The 23,519-nt window shown below is 43.1% G+C and carries 25 protein-coding genes; all 25 read right to left on the bottom strand.

The features are described from left to right. Positions 1-23: 23 nt before the first annotated feature. A complete protein-coding gene (locus ACYQ03_RS17700; RefSeq protein ID WP_459911287.1) occupies positions 24-587 on the bottom strand; it encodes a hypothetical protein in 564 nt (187 codons plus the stop codon). A 763-nt stretch (positions 588-1,350) separates the two neighbouring features. Next, positions 1,351-2,235 carry a polyprenyl synthetase family protein gene (locus ACYQ03_RS17695; protein ID WP_459911286.1) on the bottom strand — a complete coding sequence of 295 codons (885 nt, stop codon included), beginning with the start codon at positions 2,233-2,235 and terminating at the stop codon, positions 1,351-1,353. Further along, positions 2,225-2,470 (bottom strand): exodeoxyribonuclease VII small subunit, encoded by a 246-nt coding sequence (xseB, locus tag ACYQ03_RS17690; protein ID WP_459911285.1) that lies wholly within the window; start codon positions 2,468-2,470, stop codon positions 2,225-2,227. Before xseB ends, ACYQ03_RS17695 begins: the two co-directional genes overlap by 11 nt. Positions 2,471-2,485: 15 nt before the next feature. Further along, positions 2,486-3,115, bottom strand: coding sequence for a cyclodeaminase/cyclohydrolase family protein (locus ACYQ03_RS17685; RefSeq protein ID WP_459911284.1), 630 nt, complete (start codon positions 3,113-3,115; stop codon positions 2,486-2,488). Continuing rightward, the gene (locus tag ACYQ03_RS17680; RefSeq protein WP_459911283.1) at positions 3,109-3,981 is read right to left on the bottom strand and encodes a bifunctional 5,10-methylenetetrahydrofolate dehydrogenase/5,10-methenyltetrahydrofolate cyclohydrolase; all 873 of its coding nucleotides are present in this window, start codon (positions 3,979-3,981) and stop codon (positions 3,109-3,111) included. Before ACYQ03_RS17680 ends, ACYQ03_RS17685 begins: the two co-directional genes overlap by 7 nt. Before the next feature lie 27 nt (positions 3,982-4,008). Next, the gene (gene xseA / locus ACYQ03_RS17675; protein WP_459911282.1) at positions 4,009-5,217 is read right to left on the bottom strand and encodes an exodeoxyribonuclease VII large subunit; all 1,209 of its coding nucleotides are present in this window, start codon (positions 5,215-5,217) and stop codon (positions 4,009-4,011) included. A 320-nt stretch (positions 5,218-5,537) separates the two neighbouring features. Further along, a complete protein-coding gene (gene gltA, locus ACYQ03_RS17670; RefSeq protein ID WP_459911281.1) occupies positions 5,538-6,944 on the bottom strand; it encodes an NADPH-dependent glutamate synthase in 1,407 nt (468 codons plus the stop codon). After that, the gene (locus ACYQ03_RS17665; protein WP_459911280.1) at positions 6,937-7,788 is read right to left on the bottom strand and encodes a sulfide/dihydroorotate dehydrogenase-like FAD/NAD-binding protein; all 852 of its coding nucleotides are present in this window, start codon (positions 7,786-7,788) and stop codon (positions 6,937-6,939) included. Before ACYQ03_RS17665 ends, gltA begins: the two co-directional genes overlap by 8 nt. 79 nt (positions 7,789-7,867) lie before the next feature. After that, positions 7,868-8,302 carry a transcription antitermination factor NusB gene (nusB, locus tag ACYQ03_RS17660; protein WP_459911279.1) on the bottom strand — a complete coding sequence of 145 codons (435 nt, stop codon included), beginning with the start codon at positions 8,300-8,302 and terminating at the stop codon, positions 7,868-7,870. 74 nt (positions 8,303-8,376) lie between these two features. After that, on the bottom strand, positions 8,377-8,598 hold the full coding sequence (locus ACYQ03_RS17655) for a DUF2273 domain-containing protein (protein WP_459911278.1): 222 nt from the start codon (positions 8,596-8,598) through the stop codon (positions 8,377-8,379). A gap of 24 nt (positions 8,599-8,622) precedes the next feature. Next, positions 8,623-9,159, bottom strand: coding sequence for an alkaline shock response membrane anchor protein AmaP (gene amaP, locus ACYQ03_RS17650; RefSeq protein ID WP_459911277.1), 537 nt, complete (start codon positions 9,157-9,159; stop codon positions 8,623-8,625). A 173-nt stretch (positions 9,160-9,332) separates the two neighbouring features. Next, positions 9,333-9,746, bottom strand: coding sequence for an Asp23/Gls24 family envelope stress response protein (locus ACYQ03_RS17645; RefSeq protein ID WP_459911276.1), 414 nt, complete (start codon positions 9,744-9,746; stop codon positions 9,333-9,335). A gap of 72 nt (positions 9,747-9,818) precedes the next feature. Beyond that, the gene (gene accC, locus ACYQ03_RS17640) at positions 9,819-11,165 is read right to left on the bottom strand and encodes an acetyl-CoA carboxylase biotin carboxylase subunit (RefSeq protein ID WP_459911275.1); all 1,347 of its coding nucleotides are present in this window, start codon (positions 11,163-11,165) and stop codon (positions 9,819-9,821) included. Positions 11,166-11,174: 9 nt separating this feature from the next. Next, positions 11,175-13,070 carry an acetyl-CoA carboxylase biotin carboxyl carrier protein gene (accB, locus tag ACYQ03_RS17635; RefSeq protein ID WP_459911274.1) on the bottom strand — a complete coding sequence of 632 codons (1,896 nt, stop codon included), beginning with the start codon at positions 13,068-13,070 and terminating at the stop codon, positions 11,175-11,177. A gap of 468 nt (positions 13,071-13,538) precedes the next feature. Next, a complete protein-coding gene (locus ACYQ03_RS17630; RefSeq protein WP_459911273.1) occupies positions 13,539-14,129 on the bottom strand; it encodes a SpoIIIAH-like family protein in 591 nt (196 codons plus the stop codon). A 1-nt stretch (position 14,130) separates the two neighbouring features. Next, positions 14,131-14,754 (bottom strand): hypothetical protein, encoded by a 624-nt coding sequence (locus tag ACYQ03_RS17625; protein ID WP_459911272.1) that lies wholly within the window; start codon positions 14,752-14,754, stop codon positions 14,131-14,133. A 41-nt stretch (positions 14,755-14,795) separates the two neighbouring features. After that, complete coding sequence (locus ACYQ03_RS17620; protein ID WP_459911271.1) at positions 14,796-15,425, bottom strand: stage III sporulation protein AF; 630 nt, start codon at positions 15,423-15,425, stop codon at positions 14,796-14,798. Between the two features lie 11 nt (positions 15,426-15,436). Then, positions 15,437-16,606, bottom strand: a complete 1,170-nt coding sequence (spoIIIAE, locus tag ACYQ03_RS17615) for a stage III sporulation protein AE (protein ID WP_459911270.1) — start codon at positions 16,604-16,606, stop codon at positions 15,437-15,439. A 13-nt stretch (positions 16,607-16,619) separates the two neighbouring features. Further along, a complete protein-coding gene (gene spoIIIAD / locus ACYQ03_RS17610; RefSeq protein ID WP_459911269.1) occupies positions 16,620-17,006 on the bottom strand; it encodes a stage III sporulation protein AD in 387 nt (128 codons plus the stop codon). A gap of 16 nt (positions 17,007-17,022) precedes the next feature. Further along, positions 17,023-17,223, bottom strand: coding sequence for a stage III sporulation protein AC (spoIIIAC, locus tag ACYQ03_RS17605; RefSeq protein WP_011877419.1), 201 nt, complete (start codon positions 17,221-17,223; stop codon positions 17,023-17,025). Between the two features lie 17 nt (positions 17,224-17,240). Further along, positions 17,241-17,759 (bottom strand): stage III sporulation protein SpoIIIAB, encoded by a 519-nt coding sequence (gene spoIIIAB, locus ACYQ03_RS17600; protein ID WP_459911268.1) that lies wholly within the window; start codon positions 17,757-17,759, stop codon positions 17,241-17,243. Beyond that, the gene (spoIIIAA, locus tag ACYQ03_RS17595; protein ID WP_459911267.1) at positions 17,753-18,763 is read right to left on the bottom strand and encodes a stage III sporulation protein AA; all 1,011 of its coding nucleotides are present in this window, start codon (positions 18,761-18,763) and stop codon (positions 17,753-17,755) included. Before spoIIIAA ends, spoIIIAB begins: the two co-directional genes overlap by 7 nt. Positions 18,764-19,221: 458 nt before the next feature. Continuing rightward, complete coding sequence (locus ACYQ03_RS17590) at positions 19,222-20,850, bottom strand: copper amine oxidase N-terminal domain-containing protein (protein ID WP_459911266.1); 1,629 nt, start codon at positions 20,848-20,850, stop codon at positions 19,222-19,224. Positions 20,851-21,126: 276 nt separating this feature from the next. Further along, positions 21,127-22,836 carry an FAD-dependent oxidoreductase gene (locus ACYQ03_RS17585; protein WP_459911265.1) on the bottom strand — a complete coding sequence of 570 codons (1,710 nt, stop codon included), beginning with the start codon at positions 22,834-22,836 and terminating at the stop codon, positions 21,127-21,129. 246 nt (positions 22,837-23,082) lie between these two features. Beyond that, positions 23,083-23,499, bottom strand: coding sequence for a CD1247 N-terminal domain-containing protein (locus ACYQ03_RS17580; protein WP_459911264.1), 417 nt, complete (start codon positions 23,497-23,499; stop codon positions 23,083-23,085). Between the last annotated feature and the right edge of the window lie 20 nt (positions 23,500-23,519).

The following is a 23,519-nucleotide window of genomic DNA, read 5'->3' as shown; positions in this document are numbered from 1 at the left end:
TGTCCACCCTCTTTAAAAACCAATTACTTCTTTTTCGTCTTTTTATCAGAAATGTTCCAATAAGCCAAAAACTTTCCTACAAAGAATATTACATCATTTGCCCTTGATAAGGCTAGTGTTTTTCCCAAAGCCTTACCAGAAACTGTTACTGATGCAATCAGAGCAGTCATAACAATGTTTGCCCAAAAGGCATCAATTTTTGGATTACTATTGATTATTTTAACCATAATTGATATACCTAAAGCACCACTTACTGTTCCTACAATATCTCCGACCACATCATTACATATGTTGGCAACTTTATCTGCATTACGTAATAAAAAAACACCTTCTTTTGCCCCGCGAATACGTTTGGCGGCTTTGGCATGAAAAGGTGCCTCCTGAGCAGCAGTTACTGCAGTCCCAATAATATCAGCAAGTATTCCTATTAGTATAATAAAGAGTAATCCTGACAAGGATATAATAACACTTTTTACAACCCTTGTCATAGTTTCAGACAATAAGGAGAAAATAACAGCTAATGTAAAAGAACCAATAGATATGAAAAATACGTAACGACCAGAAGCATTGGATTTATTATTTCCCAAAAATTCCCACCTCAAATATGTAAATTATTATAAGTGAGTAGCAGATCAGGTAAATGTTGTGGCTTAGGTCCAGCAGGTTTTCCCATAGCGGTACCGGCTGTCGCCAAACCGGCGGTTTCCCATTAAACCCTATCCAAGGCGTCGCCGCTCTCAGAGCTAGATTACCACTTAGTCCACACTTTAATCCCTGACCTGCCTCGGCATATGCCGAACAGCCTAGGAGTTTTCCTCGACAACATTAATCTCTCTTAGACTCTTTTGCAGCAAAGGTTTCAACCCACAATAACAGATACGGGCCCGTATGCTGTTATTGTACCAGAGGTATCCACCAGTGCCACTTCAAGTCAGGCTACACTGCACGCAGCTTCCTACCACATGCAGGTTAACAACCAAGCCATAGTTTGTCGTTTCCGACTCTCCACGCACTTGGGTCTCCACGGGGAGGGGGTCGATGCCCACATGCCATTGCAGGTCGCCCCATCCCCTTAACTCCCAGTACCAGCCCCCAACTGGGCGTCGAAAGCCAGCACCAGGAACTTCATCGATGTGCCCTTAACGGATTTTTAGGCCCGTCTTCAGAAAGGTAATGTTGACTAGGATACTGCATCACTTAAAATATGTTTTAAGCACGTTAAGAAGTATACCATGTGAAAACTTTTGTCTCAAATGTTGATTTCAACTAAACTAGACCCACCATCATTAAGAAAGACAGATTTTCGATAAAAACTCATTCTTTCAAATAAGCAATCACTCAGGCTTGGTTTTAATAATCCCTATTGATAATAAAATGCATAATCCCACGCAAAAATTCCGCTTCTTGATGAAAAATTTTTAATGCATTGATTGCTTCTGCTGCCGATGCTGCAGCCATTTCCCTAGTCTTGGTTAGACCATAAATAGCTGGGTAGGTAGATTTTTGATTTTTTACATCACTACCTAAGGGCTTACCAATTTTAGCCTCATCACCCTCAATATCCAACAAATCATCTTTTATCTGAAAAGCTAAGCCCATTTGCTCGGCAAACAGGGTTAATGATTCCAATTGACTGGCAGTTGCTCCTCCCAGAATGGCACCTGCACGGATTGATGCCCTAAATAAAGCACCTGTTTTATGCCGGTGAATGTACTCTAGGGTGTCCCCATTTATAGTTTGATTCTCAGACAACAGATCAACTACTTGACCGCCAATTAACCCAACTGAACCAGCTGCCCGGGCTATTTCTAAGGTGACTTTATTTACTGCCTCAGCAGGAAGATTTTCTGCGGCTTGGGCAATTAATTCAAAGGCCAAAGTTTGTAAGGCATCACCCACAAGTATGGCCATAGCTTCCCCGTAAACCTTATGATTAGTGGCACGCCCACGTCTAAAGTCATCATTATCCATGGCCGGCAGATCATCATGCACCAATGAGTATGTATGAATAAGTTCCATGGCACAGGCCACAGGCATTACTTTGTCTGCACTCCCCCCCACTGCTTGGGCTGCTGCCAGTACCAGAATTGGCCTTAATCTTTTGCCCCCTGCAAAAACACTATAACGCATGGCTTCATGAATTACTGTTGGATAAGTCTCTGGGGATGGCATATACTTATCCAAAGCTACATCTACCTGTTTGGCCCAATGTTTTAGTTCTTCATTAAAGGTCACGGGATATTCCCCCTGACAGGGCAATGGGTGCTTCTTTAAGTTCACCATCTGCCATTAGAATACTTATTTTTTGCTCTGCCTGCTCTAATAAGTTGTTACAGTATTTGGATAAAGCAATGCCTTCAGCAAATAAGTCTAAAGCCTGATTTAGAGGAAGTTGAGTTGACTCCAACTCCCTCACAACTTCTTCCAACCTAGCCAGGGCTTGCTCAAAGGTTTGATTTTTTTCTTCCATCATTATCCCCCAGTGTTACATTCTTTCCCGTACTATTTTAAGAGTGTTCAGACTCAACCCTGCTGCTTCTTGTAAAAGGATCTCACTTTGCTGCTTAAGCTCGTCGGCTTTATTGGCCATGGAGATATATGGGATATTGGCATCTACCAAGAGTAAAGCTCCTTTTAGGGCTGCTTCAAGTAAATTAGCACCAACTCCCACATCACTGATGGCATACTTGCTGCCAATGGAGGCTAAATCTTTGGCCACTTGCAATCCAACCAGACAGCTTTTGGCCATCTCCATTGGCACCTTTGCCGATAATATAGCCGCCTGCTGTTTCTTTTCTTGACGCAGGTCCTTTTCTTCCGGTGTTTTATTGGGTAATGACAGGGCCCTCATAAACTCCTGGTAGGCTTGCATATCCTGCTGGGTCAAGGTCTTTAGACGTGCTGAACTTTCCCCAAGGGCCCCAAGGATTTCTTTAAATTTGCCTATCAGTATCGGATCCTTTTCTTTGGCTAAAGAGATTTGAGCAACCATGGTAAGCATGCCCAGGCCAAGAACCCCAGATATTGCAGAAACACCCCCACCACCAGGCTCTGGTTCCGTTGCTGCTGCCTTTGTAAAAAGTTCATCCACGGTCCAATTAAGGTAATTTAACAAGTAGGCTTCACCCCTATCTTCGACTCCATTTGCAACTCAATTCCCTTTAACACATTCTTTAACATTAAGACTGTGGTTAAACTGCCCACACCCCCTGGTACCGGTGTGATGGCTGTGGCTATTTCCTTAACCTGTTCAAAGTCAACATCGCCAATAATGTTACCATCTATATCAGAGATACCTGCATCTACCACAACGGCACCTGGTCGAATCATGTCAGCTGTAATTAAACCTGGCTTACCCACTGCTGAAATGACAATATCCGCCTGCTTGGTGAACTTGCTCAGGTCATCAGTTTTACTATGACAGACAGTGACCGTACAGTTTTCTGCCAGTGCCATAAAAATTAGTGGTTTACCTACTGTTTCACCCCGACCCACAACAACCATATGCTTACCTGCCAGGGAGATACCTGAACGCTTGAGGATTTCTAAGCAACTTAAGGGAGTAGCCGGGTGCAGACATTTACCCCCACTAATTAAATGTCCCCGATTGAAGGGATGTAATCCATCCACATCCTTCAAGGGCGATATTTCTTCCATAATTCGTTGTTTGTTAACATGGGGTGGTAACGGCATCATCATTAAAATACCATGGACAGCTGGGTCACAATTTAACTTGTTTATCTTTTGCTTTATTTCTTCTTCACTGGAGCTCTTTACCATTTGATAAAGTTCAAAAAGAACTCCTGCGTTACTACTAACCTTGCCCAAAAACTTGGCATAGGCCACCGAGGCAGGATCCTCCCCTACAAGCATCACTGCTAATTTGGGTTCATACCCTATCTCTTTAACAGTGGTAATTTCCCTCTTTAATTCTTCTTTAAGTATAGCTGCAACCTTTTTCCCATCTAAGATTATCGTCATTCTGGCTCCTTCCCAGGAAATTTCTAATTAGTCTAATTCTCTAACTCGTTTTTCCTCAACCTGACACAAAATATTACCCTTATGGAGAATAACCTCCACCGATTGCCCAATTTCCACATTGTCGGCATTGGTTATAATTTCTCCTTTGTTTGTGGTACAGATACCATATCCCCTGGCAAGGGTAGCCAATGGGCTAAGGACATTTAGTTTGCCAGCTAAATTAACTAAGTTAGTAGTTTTCTCAGCTAAACATAACTGCCCATTTCGATGCAAATTATTTATCAGCATGTCCAATGTTTGTTGCCTGTTACCGGTAATTAAGAAAGGTCGTTGTAGGGAAGGTGTTGACAAGTAGCCCTTTACCTTCTGCCTGGCCCTCTCTAGGTAATTACCCATCCCATTAACCAGCCTTTTCTCCAGAGTATCTAAATAGCGTCCCACCTCATTACAATCTGGTACCACTAATTCTGCTGCTGCTGAGGGAGTGGGTGCACGTAAATCAGCCACCATATCTGCTACGGTAAAATCTGTTTCATGTCCCACCGCTGAAATTACCGGAATTTTAGAATTGGCAATGGCCATGGCCACTACTTCTGTATTAAAGGCCCATAATTCTTCTAGGGACCCACCGCCTCTACCAACAATTAAAACATCCACTGCCCCGAGGCGATTCATTTGTCCAATACCCCCACTAATTGATGCTGGTGCCCCCTCACCCTGTACTAAAACAGGAGCAACTATGATCTGCACCTGGGGCCAACGTCGTCGAATAATATTTAGCATATCCTGTATTGCTGCCCCAGTGGGAGAAGTGACAATGCCAATTACATTAGGGACCCTGGGAATATCTTTCTTTCTAGTCTTATCAAAAAGCCCCTGGGCAGCTAGTTTTTGTTTTAATTGCTCCAAGGCAATGTAAAGGGCTCCAATACCGTCTGGCTCCATAGCCTCAGCATAGAGCTGATAGGTACCATCCCTTTCATAGATGGAGAGGTAACCTTGAATGATTACCGACATGCCATTTTCTGGACGAAACAGCAGCCTCCTGGCCCGGGAGCGGAACATAACTATTTTCAAACTACTGTCCTTATCCTTTAGGGTTAGGTAAATATGTCCGGAGCTGTGCAGCTTTAGGTTGGATATTTCACCCTTAACCCATAGATTTGACAGAAAGAAATCCTTTTCAAACTTGTCCTTTATGTATTTGGTCAGTTCTGAAACTGAAAGGATTTTCATAGAATATCCCTTTCATAACAAATTTTTAATCACTTGGCAAAAGTTTGAAGTTTTTTTACCAAATTGTCAAGCTTTCAACTTTATATTTTTTCTTTTTTATTAACTTCTTATGACCTATATCATAAACCACTGATGAAAATACAAGGGGTATGTAGGGGATATTGCATCAGCGGGGGAATGCTAATTCGATGAGCTTTGTTTTTCCAAAAAGCCCAAGCCCCATGACCCTCTCCCAAAAGCTGATGGCTAAAATTTACTAAACCCTGTAACCTAAAAGTGTATCGCCCCCTTAGAAGCGATACACTTTTACTTTAGCGGAACTAGTTTTTCTTAGGTCCTTTGGTCATCAGGTACTCATGAATACTATTAGCAGCTACACGACCGGCGCCCATAGCCTTAATAACTGTGGCAGCACCAGTCACAACATCCCCACCTGCGTAGACCCCTTCCTTAGAGGTTTTACCAAATTCATCTGCAACGATATTACCGCGCTTATTGGTTTCTAAGTCTGGTGTTGTACTAGTTAGCAGGGGATTCGGCCCCTGACCAATGGCTACTATAGCCACATCCACTGGTAAAACATATTCTGAACCTTCTATAGGAACAGGCTTCCGACGACCAGAAGCATCTGGTTCACCAAGTTCCATTTTTATGCATTGCAAACCAGTTAACCAACCTTCATCACTGCCTACATACTTAGTTGGGTTGGTCAAGAAGAGGAATTTGACTCCTTCCTCTTCGGCGTGCTCCACTTCCTCCAGACGGGCAGGCAGTTCGGCACGAGAACGGCGATATACTATATATACTTCTTCAGCACCGAGGCGGAGAGCTGTGCGGGCCGCATCCATGGCAACGTTACCGCCACCCAATACAGCTACCTTTTTCCCTACCTTAATCGGTGTATCGCACTCTGGGAAACGATAAGCCTTCATTAAATTAGAACGAGTTAAAAATTCGTTAGCAGAATATACACCATTTAAGTTTTCCCCGGGTAAGTTCATAAAGTAGGGGGTACCTGCTCCGGTGCCCAAGAAGGCAGCATCAAAACCTTCCTCTTGGAATAACTCGGCTAGGGAAGTGATTTGACCAACAATAGAGTTAGTTTCAATTTCTACTCCCATTTTCTTTAAGTTTTCGATTTCCTTCTGAACAATGTTTTTGGGCAAACGGAATTCAGGAATGCCATACATCAATACACCACCGGGAGTATGCAAAGCCTCAAACATGGTAACACCATGTCCTTGCCGAGCCAGGTCTGCGGCACAAGCTAATCCCGCCGGACCAGAACCAACAATGGCAACTTTGTAGCCAGTGGAATCTGTCTTTTCAATTTCAGCCTCTTTATTTACAATATAATCGCCGACAAAACGCTCCAGACGCCCAATGGCTACTGGTTCATTCTTTTTACCAACCACACAGAACTTTTCACATTGGTTCTCCTGAGGACATACCCGCCCACAAACAGCAGGTAAAGCGTTTGTACGCTTAATAACCTTGGCAGCTTCATCATATTTACGTTCCTTAACTAAAGCAATAAACTGCGGAATATCCACGCTTACAGGACAACCCTGCTGACACATTGGTCTCTTGCAGTTAAGGCAGCGTTCAGCTTCAGCCAGTGCTAACTCTTCAGTATAGCCTAGGGCTACTTCGTTGAAATTCTTAGCCCTTTCCAAAGGGTCCTGATGAGGCATTGCATGTTTTTTAGGGATAATTTGTTTAGCCATGGCATTTACCTCCTCCACCACAACCACAACTGGTCTTCTGCAGGGCTTGCTGCTCCTCGGATTTATATTGACGTGACCGAATCATTTGTTCTTCAAAGTCCACCAGATGGCCATCAAATTCAGGTCCATCCACGCAGACAAATTTTGTTTCACCACCGATGGTGACACGGCAAGCACCACACATACCTGTACCGTCAACCATAATGGAGTTTAGGCTGACCATGGTTTTAATGTCATATTCCTTAGTTAAATTGACGACAGCCCGCATCATTGGTAATGGACCAATGGCCATAACCATGGCAGGTTTGCCTTCCTTTTCAATATATTCACGCAAGACATCAGTAACAAAGCCTTTACGTACATAGGAACCGTCATCGGTAGTGACAAGTAATTTACTACAAGCTTCTTGCATACGTTCTTCCCAGAAGATTAAATCTTTGTTCCGGGCACCCATAATACCCACAACATGGTTTCCTGCAGCTTTCATTTCTCTGGCGATAGGGTAAACAGGAGCAACTCCCACCCCGCCGGCTACCATTACCACTGTACCAAACTTGTCCACATGGGAAGGAACGCCCAAGGGTCCTACAAAATCCTGTACAACATCCCCAGCATTTAATTGACCAAGTTTTTTGGTAGAATAACCTGCCTCAGCGAAAACAATGGTCACTGTTCCGGTTTCCCGGTTGAAATCAGCAATGGTGAGGGGAATCCTTTCACCATTTTCATCCACTTTTACAATAATAAATTGCCCTGCCCGGGCTTTTTTTGCCACCTTAGGCGCCAAAATTTCATACTCATGAATAGCTGGTGCTAAAGTTTTCTTTGATACGATTTGATACAACTTGATCTCCTCCTCTCCGAAGCATAAAAAGTTAGGTCTATCAGCATCAAGATTTAATCAGGCACCATACCTTTAAATTTCAATCTCGATCGCTAAACGCTGTTATTGCTTCGTTATTGTCTTTATCTAATAACTGCCCTAAGATCCCGTTCACAAACCGGGCGGAATCTGGACTACCAAACACCTTAGCCAATTCCAAAGCCTCGTTTACAGAAACATTCTCTGGTATATCAGACCGATACTTAATTTCATAGAGGGCCAGCCGCATAATATTACGATCTACGTTAGCCATACGGTTTAAATGCCATTCTTTACTAACACTGCTAATCATGGCGTCAATTTCCTCTATGTGCTCCAGGGTGCCCATAACTAATTGTCGGGCGAACTCAATCTCCTGGGGACCAGCCCCAAACTCCTCTGCAGTATTGGTAAGCGCAAGGTTTGGTTCGGTTTTGCCTAAGTCAATTTGAAATAATACTTGCAGTGCAGTTTCTCTGGCCTGCCTTCTGCCCAAGTTAGGACCCCCTCAAAATCTAATGTTTGTTCTTAGTTTTCCCAACTATCTTTAATTAAATAAATGTTTCCTTGTTACCATCGGTCCCGAAACAGCCAATCAATGGCTCGCCGGAAATCAAATCTTTCATCTACCCCTCTACCTATAAAATAACCAATGATGATGCAAAGGGCCACAAATAAAGCTTTGAAAAAACCGTAACTGATGGCAAACCAGCCAAATGCCAGTCCGAGAAAAATCCCTATAGCTTTTCCCTTATGGTTTTCGATAATTTTCTCAAACAGTTTTGTAAGCATTTTCGCCCTCCTTTGGCTGGGTTTTTACTCTACCCTAGGGCGGGTGCTGGATATGTTATCCACGATGACCTTGATATCATTAACGGTTATCCCAGTGGTTTGCAAGATATATTCCTGTACACGTTGTTGTATTTCTCGGCTCACTTCGGGAATGCTGATATCCGGAGCTACTATAGCCCTGATATGCAGTCCCATACCCCGTGAGGTTTGCACTACCCGGGGCCTAACCTCTTTTACACCGTGTATTTGATATACTGCCTTCTTAACCAAATTTTCAATAGTCATAATAGATATTCTTACTTGTCCTAGCATATAGTCGTGAACCACTGCTTTACCATTTTTTTGCCTGGTAAAGGATACCCACAACAATCGTAAACCCATAAGCAATAACAAACTAATAAATGCTGAAAGATAAACCTGTACATCATAAACATAGGGGCTATGCAATAAATAATATACGGGTTCTTGCCACCACCCGGAAACAATAACCAAAGATAATAGGCAAACTATAGTTATTATAAAGCTGTAAATAATCAGTAAAATACGGTCAAAGGGGCTCATTAAATCCCCTCCCTTTTTTATAATACTATGAACTGTTGCAAAATAAAAGCAAATTCTACTAACATACTATTTCTAGCTTAAATAATAAATTTAGCTTTACTTACTAATAGCTGGAATATAAAATGCGGAACCAATACTAATTGGTTCCGATTTATTGTACTTATTTTTTAGTTTTATCTTACGCGGTTGACCTCATCTTCTTTTGTATCTGCATTAGGAAAAGTAACTCCCTGTACGTGGATATTTACTTCAACCACAGATAGGCCTGTCATTCCTTCGATGGCACGTTTAACATTCATTTGAATCTGGGTGGCCACATCGGGAATACGAACACCAAACTCTACAATCACAAATAGGTCAACAGCAGCTTCCTTTTCGCCAACTTCAACCTTTACACCCTTGGACAGGTTCTTTCTGCCCAGCATTTCTGCAATGCCGCCACCTAAACCGCCACTCATACCTGCAACACCAGAAACCTCGGTTGCTGCCATGCCTGCGATCACGCCTACAACATCATCTGAAATGCGGATACCACCCAGACCTTCCTGGGGAGTCATAACCACGATATCACGCTTATTATCTGACATGGTACACCTCCAATATTATCCAATCCTTCATAGGAATTATAGCATATTGGACTAGTCACAGCAACTGAATCACTAGTCGGGCAGAATACGGCGTTGAATAAAGTTTGTATAGACTTCACCCCGGCGAAAGAAAGCGTTATTTAACACCTTCTTGTGGAAGGAAATGGTAGTCGGTACTCCCTCTATGATAAATTCATCCAAGGCCCTTTGCATTCTAGCAATGGCCTCATCCCTGTCTCTGCCCCAGACAATGAGTTTGCCTATCATGGAATCATAAAAGGGTGGAATAGCATAACCGGCAAAGGCTGCGCTATCCAAGCGAACCCCAGGACCCCCTGGCGGGTGATATAAATTTATGGTACCCGGATGGGGCATGAAGTTTTTGTCCGGGTCCTCTGCATTAATACGGCATTCAATGGCCCAGCCATCAATACGAATATCATCCTGACCATAGCCCAAAGAATCCCCAGCGGCAATGCGGATTTGTTCTTTGATTAGATCTATGCCGGTAATTAATTCTGTAACTGGATGCTCAACTTGGATGCGGGTATTCATTTCAATAAAATAAAAATTGTCATTAATGTCTAATAGAAACTCCACAGTTCCAGCATTGTAGTAATCTACTGCTTGGGCTGCCTTAACAGCCATTTCACCCATTTTTCTCCGAAGTTCTGAAGTTAAGGCAACGGATGGAGCCTCCTCAATAACTTTTTGGTTCCTTCGTTGTACCGAGCAATCCCTTTCCCCAAGGTAAACAATATTGCCTTCTTGATCCCCGAGAATTTGAAATTCTATATGTCTGGGTTGCTCCACATATTTCTCTAGATACACATCCCCATTGCCAAAGGCTGCTTGGGCTTCGTTCTTGGCAGTATTGATGGCTTTCAGCAAATCTGCTTCACTTTGAGCTACTCTCATGCCGCGTCCTCCGCCGCCTGCAGAAGCCTTGATCAATACAGGATAACCAATTTCTTTTGCTGTAGCAATAATTTCTTCCTCATCACTGACAGCTCCCTCGGAACCAGGCACAACGGGAACTCCCGCTTTAATCATGGTGCTGCGGGCCAGTGCTTTATTGCCCATGTATTCAATGGCATGACGGGAAGGTCCAATGAAGGTAATACCACAGTCTTCACATATTTCAGCAAAATTTGCATTTTCAGCTAAAAAGCCGTACCCGGGGTGGATTGCATCCACCCCAGATACTTCAGCTGCACTTATAATATTAGTAATATTTAAGTAACTTTTACCAGAAGGAGCCGGCCCGATACAATATGCTTCGTCTGCCAGTCGCACAGGTAAACTATCCCGGTCAGCTTCAGAGTAAACTATAACTGTTTTTATGTTTAACTCCCGGCAGGCACGAATAATACGTAGGGCAATTTCACCCCGGTTAGCAATTAATATCTTTTTAAACATGCGTTCTCCCTACTTTTTTCTTATCAAGAACAATTTTTGTCCGTATTCCACTGGCTGAGCATTTTCAACAAGAATTTGCACAATTTCACCAGCTTGTTCAGCTTCAATTTCATTCATCAGCTTCATGGCTTCAATGATGCAAAGGGGTTGGCCTTTCTCAACAACGTCCCCAACCTTTACAAAGGGCTCTGAATCCGGGGATGGTGCCTTGTAAAAGGTACCTACCATGGGCGCTGTAATAGAAATTAAATCCTCTGAGGTCTCGGTTACAGCCACTGGAGCTTCTGCAACCACTTCAGTTTTAGCTGCTTCAACGGCTGGAGCTGGCGCTGCTGCCTGGGCTGCGGCAGGTGCAACATTGGCTGTTACTTTTCCACCCTTACGAATGGATACTTTAGTACCATCGCTCTCCAGATCTATTTCGGTAATATCCGTTTGATCTAATACTTTAATTAGCTCTTTTAACTCATTAAGATTCATGTTATTGTCCTCCTTGGTACTCTTGGTGCCACTAACATCGGCAGGTGCTCCCGGTTTAATGGAGGCTTCCTTCCGCTGAGGGCCTGTTTCTCCCCTTTTACGTGCTTCAAAAAACTTCCGGGCTACCTGGGGGAACAATGCATAACTCAATACATCTTCCTGACTAATAGCTAAATCCTTAATCTCATTTCTTAGTTTATCCAGTTTTGGTTCTAATAAGTCTGCGGGGCGACAAGTAATGGCTTCCTTTTCCCCCAATACCTTGCGGCTAATGGCAGGGTCTATGGTGGCAGGAGGTTTACCGTAATAGCCTTCGATATAGAGTTTCACTTCACCAGGAATCAACTTATATCTTTGCCCTGTTAATACGTTTAATACAGCTTGAGTTCCAACGATTTGGCTAGTTGGGGTAACCAGAGGTGGGTAACCCAGTTCTTCCCTAACTCTAGGTATTTCTTCCAATACCTCTTCTAACCGATGTAATGCCTTTTGCTCCTCCAACTGGGAAACAAGGTTGGAAATCATGCCTCCTGGGACTTGGTGTTCAAATACTCGCATATCAGTAATACGGGTGACCCCCCGTTGCTGTCCCAGTACCTTTCGCACATCTTCAAAGTACTGAGCCACTTCAAACAGGGATCTAATACTTAATCCTGTGTCATAGGGGGTTCCCTTCAGTGCCCTTACCACAGTCTCTACAGGGGGCTGGGAGGCACCAAAGGCCATAGGAACAGAAGCTGTATCCACTACATCTACGCCTGCTTCAGCTGCCTTTAGATAGGCACCCACTGCCATACCGCCGATATAGTGGCAATGTAATTGCACAGGTACACTAAGATGAGCTTTAAATAATTTAACAAGTTCATAAGATTTAAATGGCGCCAACAGACCCGCCATATCTTTAATACAGATTGAGTCAGCGCCCAATTCTTCTAACCGCAGGGCGGTTTCGAGATAGTGCTCGGTAGTATGTACTGGGCTAACAGTATAAACCACCGTTGCTTGGGCATGGGCTCCAGCCTTCTTAGTAACCTCTATAGCCTTTTCCATATTACGAATATCATTCAAAGCATCAAAAATCCGAATAATATCCATACCATTTTCTACTGTTTTATAAATGAAAGGTTCTAATATATCGTCAGGGTAGTGCATATATCCCAGCAAAGACTGTCCCCGTAGTAGCATTTGCAGGGGGGTATTTTTAACATGTTTCTTTATCAACCGGAGACGTTCCCAGGGATCTTCATTTAAAAAGCGTAAGCAAACATCAAAGGTTGCGCCTCCCCAAACCTCCAAAGAATGATACCCCATTTGATCCAACTTTTCTATAATGGGCAGCATATCGTCAGTAGCCATACGGGTTGCCCACAGGCTCTGGTGTCCGTCACGCAGTGTCGTGTCAGTGATTTTTAAATGTTGACTCATCTTATCGAACCTCCTCCCCCAGCAAAGATAACAGAAAACTCAGGTTATTGTTATTCTGCAACAACCTGAGCTATTCGTCAGTTGCCGAAAAAAGTTTTTTTTATTCTATTATGATTATATAGAAGGACCGGAGGATTGGCTACTAAAGAAACACAAGTATACAATATTCTATAGATTTGTGAAAAAGCCTTCCTAAAAATCAAAAAATTTTTATTCTACTACCGTTGTCCTTAAGCCAACATTTGTCATTCTATCATAGGTTATTTATAGGCAGTGGGCCGTTAGTCGATAGTCGTTAGCCGTTAGCAGTTAGCAGTTAGCAGTTAGCAGTTAGCTTAAGGATATTCATTTTATAGCTTCGCTGTCACCTTCCTCAGAGGGGCAGTTGCGATAGCATGTTGGTTTCAATATGACTAGAAGCTAAAAGCTAAAAACTAAAAGCTGAAGGCAGATGGCTGATGGCTAAATTTAATTCTTCGGTATTATCACTATATTTTGCGGTTGAGCCTGGGTGCTGCGGGAAACAAGGTCGGTGATTTTAACTGCATCCTCTTGATTGAGCTGCTTTGCTTTAATAACAACGGTAACAGTTTTCCCTTCTAAGAATACCACAGAATCTTGATAACCTTTAGCACGAATTAGGCTTTCTACTTCCAATTCCTTCTGCAAATTATTGCTGATAACATACATTTGTTCCTGGGCTTTTTTCCTGATCTCAGGGTCCGAATTGGTGTTATTAATAATTTCTCTGGCTATCTCTATTTGATGTCCACGGCTTCTTTCCCTCTCTAAACGATACTCCACAAAGAAACCGCTGGTATCCTTCATGACATCATTTATCCCTGAGTCAGTTTTTTCTTGCTGTACTTCAACGGCGTTACCCGAAGGAGTGCTATCGGGTAGAGTAGTACCCTGATTAACGGCACTCTCTTCCATCACTGGACTGTTCGTCAGCTTAGCATTCTCCTTAACTTTATCTATGCCACCCTGGGACCCTACGGCCAATAAAGCAATGCCTGCCACTGTTAGTAATCCTAGAAACCAGAAACGTTTAGACATGTTATGCACCCGCCTTTCTGGCCATGACAATAACCTTGTGCGGTTCAATCCCTAGGGCTACCTGAGTAGCCCGGAATAGCTTTGCTTTAACGTTAGGATCATCTGCCCCATCTGCCACAACCAGTACTCCAGCCACTGCAGGGGCAATCTCTCTACTCAGGACTGGGGTTTCCTCACCACTGCGTGTCACTAATACCAGTTGACCTGTATCAGTATCTTCGGTTAGGGTTCTCGTTCCACCGGACTGGTCTTTTTCCTGGGTGGTCTTCTTACCAGTGGATGTATTAATCGCATATTCCGTCTGGGTAGAATTTTCTAGGCGAATGGTTACCTTTACCTTACCGGCCCCATCTACTTGTTCCAGCATCTCGCATAGCTTTTCTGCCATAAAGTCCTCTTCGGATGCCATGGCTGTTTGAGTCCTTGGGTTGTCACTTGCTTTTAGCTCCACCTTATCTGGTGTAGGAGGTAATGACTGGGCTTGTTTCTCGTTCCCTAAACTACCCATAAACAACAATCCAATACCAAGGGCAGCACCTAAAACCATAAATTTAATCTTCTTTAATTGCTCTTTTTTAGGTCCATCAACTTCGCCGTCTCCAACTAGTTTTTTCAACCAGCTCATAGAACAGCCTCCTTTATTAGGCATTTCACATTTCAATTCCTTTATTCCTTGCTTTCAACGACCTTCACTTGATCAAGGGGAATGTTATAAAAATTTGCTACATTACGAGCGACCTGCAGGGCCTCCCCATGATTAGACTTTGAGGTTTCCTTGGCTTCAGTCAAACCATTGACGCCAACAGTTATTTCTACGGGTTCTACCTTTGGTACATCCGTATCGTTGACTGGTTCCTTTGATATTTCCAATACCACACTGGTCAATCTGCCGTAATTTGGATCTTCTGGATTATCAGCAGTTGTTACCTGAACTCCAGCTACATTGATATTGCTTTGTAGCCTTGCCAGAGCCAACACCTGTTTTTCAATACCTTGTCGATATTCATCCATGGCTTCTTTTTTTTGTATCCCAGCCAGTCTTTGACCATCGCTGATAATACTCTCCAAGGGTGGTCCCTCGGTTCTAGAAGTCTGGGCGGGTAATTCAAACTTAAAATCTTGCTTGATTAAATTTGCCCCTGCTTCCAGCACCACGACAATTATCAACAAACCCATAACCATCTTGATATAACCCTGCATATCGCTGTTAGGAAGCAACATTTCTAAAAATACAGCCATAACGATGATGATGACTAGAACTTGTACCAGTTCTTTAATACTTTCCAATAACACCATCACCCCTCTTATTAACGTAACATGGTCATTAGATCACCCATTCCCACAACGATGGTTATGGCAAAGAAAAACATTAAGCCAACGGTAGCCACTGCTGCAAAAATACTTAGTAGACTTTTCCCGAGTACTGTAAGACAATCAGCCATTTGCTTATCCCCCACCGGCTGAATCAAAGCTCCAGCCAGCTTGTATACAAAGGCCACAGCAAAAATTTTTAGCATAGGCATTATGGTCAGAATAAAGATAATCACAACTCCAACAATACCCACTGCATTCTTAATTAATAGGGATGAACCGATGACCGCATCCAGAGCGTCTGAGAACATTCCACCAACCACCGGAATAAAGGCATCTGTAGCAAACTTCGCAGTACGTATGGCAACCCCATCGCTAACAGAACCAGCTACACCTTTGATGGAAAAGATGCCGAGAAAGATAGTTGTACACAATCCTAATACACTCATAGCTACAGTTTTTAAAAGGTCTGCCAAACGAGATACTTGAAACTTTTCTGAAAGGTTACTTAAGATGTTCAATATGGCGGAGAAAAAAAATAATGGAAAAACGATCACCTTTATCACTGTACCAATGGTGGTTATGGAGCCAAAAATAATTGGATGGAAAATAGCGGTGGAAGCAACTCCCCCCATTGCAGCTAAAAGAGTTAATAAAAGGGGCATTAAGGCTTGCATAAAATGAACCATATTATCAATGGCTTCCATGCCAACATTGACGGCCAGGGTAAAGGATCCTATGGCTAAGGTCACCAGGGCCATATAACTAACTGCATAGGCCAATTTTCCGGTAGTTCCCTTTTCAAAGGCGGACATTAAGTTTTGTAATACTGCACAAATAACTGCCAGAACCACCAACTTACCCAACAGTGATGCATTGGCCACCACTTCCTTAAAGAAGAACTTTAAAAGGCCAGTAAAAATATCTGATACCTGCCAATCTAAGTCCCCTTTAATTACTTGTATCACCAGTTCTTTAAAGTTTAGTGAGGGAACTGCCCCCTCAATTTCCGAGTTAAGATGTTCCATAAACTCTTCCAGTTTGCCCATCTCCAGCTCAGCCAATTGCCCCTCTGTGCTTAGGCTTTGTGGTTCCGATGCTGCCTGAACTGGTACCGGAGCCAAGAGCAAACATATCAATATCCAGGTATAAATAAATTTTGGCAACCTTCCTCCCACCTTAAGGCACCAATTTTATCAGGGATTGCAGCACCGCCACTATGATTGGTACTGCCATCACCAGTACAATAATCTTGGCTGCAAATTCTATTTTGAGAGCTAGAGCACTTTCCCCGGCGTCCCGACAAATCTGGGAGCCAAAATCTGCAATGTAGGCTATCCCTACAATTTTCAAAATGGTACCCATATAAGCCATGCTAACGTTAGCTTGGCTTGCCAGATCCCGAAGAACATTAAAAACTGCTGTAATTTGCGGCATCATGATTAAAAATATGATGACTCCTGCTGTCATGGTCAATAATGTAGCCATGGGCGGCTTTTGCTGGCGCAGGATGATAGCAAGGATACAAACAACTAAACCCAGTCCAACGATTTGTAAAATATCCATAGCCCTGACCCCTTCTCTAAAACAACTTAAAGACTGATTTTACTTGATCAAACAACCCTCCCAGAAGTTGTACCACCCAAAAAAGAACTACCGTCAATCCTCCCAGAGTCGCTAGAACAGCGTAATCATCCTTTTTATATTCCTTAAGCAATGTTGTCAAAACCGCTGTCAATAGACCAACCCCTGCAATTTTAAAAATTAGGTCAATATTGCCCATGTATCATATCCCCTCTCTTAAATAAGGATTAGTACCACGGTAAGGCCTCCTAGGAAGCCCAAGTAGTTATAAACCTTGGTATTTTTTTGGGAAGCTTCTTCGGCTTTGACATGTTCCAGCTTTAATTGTTCCTTAGCCAATACTAGATGTTTTACTTGATCTTCTCGATCGGATATGCCTAGACTGGCTCCCAATTCCATAAGAATAGCACGGTCTGTTTTATACAAAGCTGACTGCGGATAATATTCAGACAGGGCAATATCCCAGGCCTCCCTGGCAGTGATGCCCCGTAAACTCATTAGTTCTTCACTGGTCCGGCTAAACAACAATGCCACCCTCTGGTCACAGCGTGCCGCAACATTGGCTAGGGCATCTGGTAAGGGCGTTGCACCATAGGAAATCTCCGTTTCTAAGATCTGCAGAGCATTCAATAGGGACCGTATCTCACCGGGCCTTCGGCTATAGCTGCTGGCTATGGTCATGCCGATTAAAGTACAAAAAAACACCACTACGGCTGCACCAATTAATTTCAACATATTTTCACCCCCAACGACCTCATGGTTCGGCCGTCAATGATGTCTTCTATAGTCCCTACTCCCCTGGTCCTACCTAATAAAACGAACCTTTGAATAGCTTTTATTTTAAAAAGATATTGCAAAGCTGGACGATCAGCCAGTTCCTCCAGAGAAGAGCCGTGGACTGTAGTAAGAACCTTAACCCCGGCATTTAGCACCTCCTCCAGTGCTGCAACATCCTCCTGTCGCCCAATCTCATCAGTGGCTATAATTGCTGGGCCCATGGAACGCAGCAGCATCATCATACCCGCTGCCTTAGGACAAGCGTCTAAAACATCGGTTCTAGGTCCGATATCCCGCTGGGGAATTCCCCTAAAACAACCGGCAATTTCGGAACGCTCGTCCACCACACCAACGGTTACTCCGGCAAAACCCAGTTCAGGAATACCCTCACTGAGTCTTCGGATCATATCCCTTAGCATAGTGGTTTTACCACAACGGGGTGCCGATACCAGTACTGTATGATAAAATCGCCCCTCCGGCGAAATAAGATAGGGTAAGACCTTATCTGCCGCTCCGATTATTGCCCTGGAGATACGAAAATTAAAACCAGAAATATATTTAATATTTTTTATTCCCCCCTGATCCGTTAGGACTTTGCCGGTGATACCAACCCGATGGCCTCCAGGCAAGGTAATAAAACCATTCCTTAGCTCTTCTTCTAGGGCATATAAGGAACTTCTACTAACTAGTTGGGTAGCTCTTTCTACGTCTAGATTATTAACAACGTAGGCATCCGCTAGGGAACTAGTCACCGTACCCTTTTCACTAATGAAACAGTCCCCCTGGGCCAACCCCAACATCAATGGCCGCCCTTGCCTAACCCGAATTTCTTCTACCTCTTCTTTAATGGACATGGGCAGTTCAGCCAGTAATTGACGTAAATTTGGGGGTAGTAGATTAAGCACCTCTTCCAGGGGTATTCTATTAGTATCAAGGACTTGTAATTGCCTCAAGACAGACATAGTTTGTCCCCTCCCTATCCTATACATATGGAGAGGAAAACCATTTTATGCCAAAAACAAAAGAAAAAAGAGTGCCATAGATAGCACTCCCTTCTTAGCCATTAGCTGTTAGCTTTTAGATATCCTGAAAATAGCTCAGTCATTCGACGGTGCCAGGCACCTCGGTTGGATTAGCTATTAGCCATAAACCGTGGGTTCGTAGGGGCGACCTCTGGTCGCCCGTAATTGTTCATAGTTTTCATCCTTTGCTGGTGCCGTTAACGGCATTTGTGTCTATTAGTTGTATTAAAACAAGCTGTGCATCCCCCCTCTAAAAAGGGGATAATAAAAAACCTTCCTCGTAGAGGAAGGTTGCAGCAAAGCTGACGGAAGAAACTAGAATGTATGTCAAATATTTAATTTATCAGCCTACCGGTAACCAAATCAATATCCTTAAGCTAACAGCTAATGGCTAACGGCTAATAGCTCATGATATATACCGTATTTTCCTCCGCCTTCACCTGGCAATCTAGCCCTTCGGCGATGAAACGGATGGGAACAAGAACTCTGCCGTTCTTAACAAAGGCTGGCACATCTAGTATTTTCGTCTTACCATTTAGCGTGTATTTTCTTTCACCGATCTTCATTAGCAGATATTTATTTCCCTTGACCAGATATAGTTCTTGATCATTGATCATATTTAACCTGCACCCTAAAGCCTCGGCAAGATCCTTTAGGGGTACCATGGTGCGACCTTCCTTAATAATGGGTTGGACATCAAATTTCAGGGGTTTACCATTTATGGCTACATCCACTGGCTTCTCTAGACCAGGAAACATCTTTGCTTGCACTGTTTCCTGTTCCTCTTTACTGGTCAACTGATCAAGGTTAAGACTGTTTTGCGGTGTTAATACCGGTACTGCAATGTTCACATGCTTATCAACTTTGGCCTGGGAGATTATGTCCATCCCCAGATTAAACATTTTCATGGCTCCCTGGGTAGTATCAATGGTCAAGGACATATTTGATGTAGCATTAGTTTTGGTTTGATCATAATCCCCTGCCAACTTAAAGCTAAAAGCTATGTTTTGCTCTTTTACAACACCCTTTACGTCAAAATCCATGGTGCCTTTTATTTTATCGCCTGATTTTACCTGATCAACCTTGAAATTCATTTCACCTAAATCCTTGGCGGTGGTAGGATCCTTCATTTTCATATTCAGAGTAAAACTGCTGGGGCCATTTTTACCCCTGGGTATGACATAGGTCAAATTATTAAACTCAAAACCAGCTTCTGCCATTGACTTGATCATTTCATCAGCAGTGGGAACTTGATTATTTTCCACCTTAATATCTGCAAGAATATCCGACCTTATCACATCGTAACTCTGACTCGGATCCAAGGTTGTGACATATTTTGCCACCAGGTCTGCAAAGCGTTCCGGGTCTTTTTGGATTTTCTCCATAATACCTGCTAAGCAGGCGGCAAATTGTTGTTGGTCTATGGAAATCCTTAAATCGTTACCGTAACTGCTGATAGTGTTGTTTGGTACTCCCTCTAGGATAAAGGTTAGCAATTCGCTTTGCAGCGGCATTATAAGATTAATTTTAGAACCCAGCCAAGGGCTGGTCCACATCTGAGCAAACTCAGGTTGATCTACATAAAGATATTGAGGCATTGTATTTAAGTCAGGTAGGTCTGCTGCAGGGTTTATCTCCTTGATCATCTCAAGAAAATCTTTGGTAAAGATAACCCTGGAATCATCAAAGTAAAGATCACCCTGGTAGGTTTTCCCTTGATAATTCATTTTCCATTGCATACCCATTTGATCCGCAGGTGCATTTAAGCTATAGTCAAAGGATACCTTAGCACCCTGCATACCAGCCAATTGTGGTAACATCATCAGGGCCTCGCCACCCAGTTGATTCAATTTGTATTCAGCTGAACCTGTAGCAGTGGACGATAGGTCTGTATTCATCTCGCTCAGACTGGTATTAATCCTCTCCACCAAAGCCCTTTTATCCCTGGATAACTCCTCAGCTCCAGCAGGAACGATAAAAGAAAAACATACCACGAGAGATAATAACAGAATAAAATATTTTTTCATTTGTCCCCTCCTTCATAAAGGTATCAATATCTCATTCCTTAAAATCTTCTTGATCTATTCATAAAAACCCTTTTAATTAACAACTAAATAGAACCATTGAGCTAGATTTTTAGTCTTTAGCCTTTAGTCTTATTCCTGAGGTACGTGCTACCTTGTATCTTCATCCTGTTACTTTACCCTTACCGCATGCTCTAATGACTAAGAGCTAACGACTAAAAGCTAACGGCTAATAGCAAAAAAGAGACCCATGCAATCTGCACAGGTCCCTTAGTGTTCCTAGAAATCGTCCATATCAAAGATCCAGCCTTCCATGCCGGCTTCCATGAATTTTACGTTATTAAATCCAGCACCCTCAAGGATCCGGGCACCTTCGTAGGCACGGCTGCCCATGACGCATACAGTAACGATTTCTTTATCTCTTGGCACTTGATCCAGTTTTTCCCTTATTTCACTTAGGGTCAACTGTTGGGTACGCTTATCTTTAATGTTGCGCATAATGAACTGATGAGGTGGACGAACATCCAGCAGGACAAAGTCCTCATCTTTTTCTATTTTTGCTTGCACTTCCGCCGGTGTATAGGTCTTAGCTAGTCCTTCAAGCTTATTCTTCAAGGCATTACCGGCATGGACCATGGGATCAATGGGTGTGTTATAGGGAGGTGCATAGCCAAGGTCTATAGTTAGCAGATCATCCAAGGTACCACCATAATGGAGCATGGTTGCCACTACGTCTGCCCGTTTAGCCACTTCACCTTTACCTATACCCTGCATGCCGAGAACCCTTTGGGTACCCTTTTCAGCAATCATCTTGATAATAACCTTATTGCTGCTGGGATGATAGTGGGTCATATCAAAGGTAGCCACAGTAATGGTTTCAATATCATAGCCCAGGGCCTTGGCTTGTACTTCACCCAAACCTGTCCGGGCAACATTCATATCCATACAATGCAATACACCGGTTCCTAGGACACCTTTAAAGGTAGACTTACCTCCAGTAACATTATCACCCACCACACGACCTTGACGGTTAGCATAGGTAGCCATAGGTGCAAAGACCTTTTTACCGGTTATTAGGTTAACATTTTCGGCGCAGTCACCCAGTGCATATATATCTGGATCGCTAGTTTGCAAATATTCATTTACAACAATGCCACCTGTTTCACCAATGGTGAGACCAGCCTCTTGAGCCAACTTAACATTGGGACGCACACCCACAGCTAAAATAACTGCATCTGCGTCAATGGATCCTTTATCGGTGATAACTTTAGTTACACGACCATCTTCGCCCTCTAACTTTAGAACCTTTTCTCCAAAGCGTCCTTCTAGGCCTTGCTCATAGAAGTTCTTATAGAGTATTTTGGCCATATCAGGATCGAGGATACCAGGTAGTAAAGTATCTTTGAATTCTACCACGGTTACGGCACGTCTGGGGTTGAAAATGGCATCCACAGCTTCCATACCAATAAACCCAGTACCAATGACAACAACTTCATTTACTTCACCAGCATCCAAGGCATTCTTAATTGTTTCAGCATCTGTAAGGTGATTTAGGCGGTATACCCCTGCTAAATCAAGATTCTCAATGGGCGGAGTAATGGGGTAGGATCCTGTACCTAATACTAATTTATCATATTCATAAACCTTTTCTTCACCAGTTTCCACATCCCGGGCAACAACCTTCTTGTTAGCACGGTCAATAGAAATAGCTTCTACTCCGGTAAATACATCCACACCACGCTCAGTTTTAAAGAATTCAGGATCACGTTTTACACCATAGGAGGTAGAATACAATTCATCAAATTGGTGAATTTTGCCAGAAAGATAAAAAGGCATGCCACAACCGGCATAGGATATGTACTTACCCTTTTCCAGGATTGTTATTTGTGCTTCGGGATCTAAACGACGAACACGGGCTGCTGTTTTGGGGCCAGCGGCCACACCACCAATGATCAGTATTTTTTTGCTAGCCAAGTGTAGTTCCCCCATTTCTACATTATTTCAACATTCTTATTATAACTCCATTTGTCGAATGGATTCAATAGTCCATATAGCCGTGGGGCTTTTTGCAGGTCTCTTGCCGCAGTAAAACTTCTAACCAAGCTAAAAATTTACAAGAGTGCAAGTGCCTGCACCGGTGAATAGCCCAAAAGCTAACAGCTAACGGCTAAAAGCTAAAGGCTAAAAGAAAAAACAGGGCCCTAAGTCCCTGTCTTGTTTGTTGCTATATATTGATTAGGAATGTCTGGTGCCGTCCTTGCCTTCCAGGGGTTCAGAATCATCGACATCGTTGACGAACACCACTTCATCACAATTTGGGCAAGTAACTTCTATAACGTCATCGTCTTCCAGTATATCTGACTCAAACATGACCGTTTCACCACAGCCGGGGCATTCAACCTCTACATAGTCGCCCTCTTCACATTCACAACTACCAAGGTCTTCCTCCAGCGTGTAGAGATCCTCATCAATGGTTTCTACATAATCTTCCAGCTGCTCCTGGGCTTCCTCTAGGCCTTCTAATTCTTCGGCTACGTCTTCTAGAACACTTATAATGCCGTTCAGTAACCGTCCTTCTTTGTTTTCCACTGGCAGATCCATTCCGTCAGCCAGTCCTTGTAGATACGCTACCTTTGATTTTAAACTATCCATGAAAAAACCCCCTTTACATT

The sequence above is a fragment of the Desulfotomaculum defluvii genome (genome assembly GCF_054657375.1).
The sequence above is the reverse complement of the archived record's forward strand: the minus strand, read 5'-3'. Positions and strand labels throughout refer to the sequence as shown.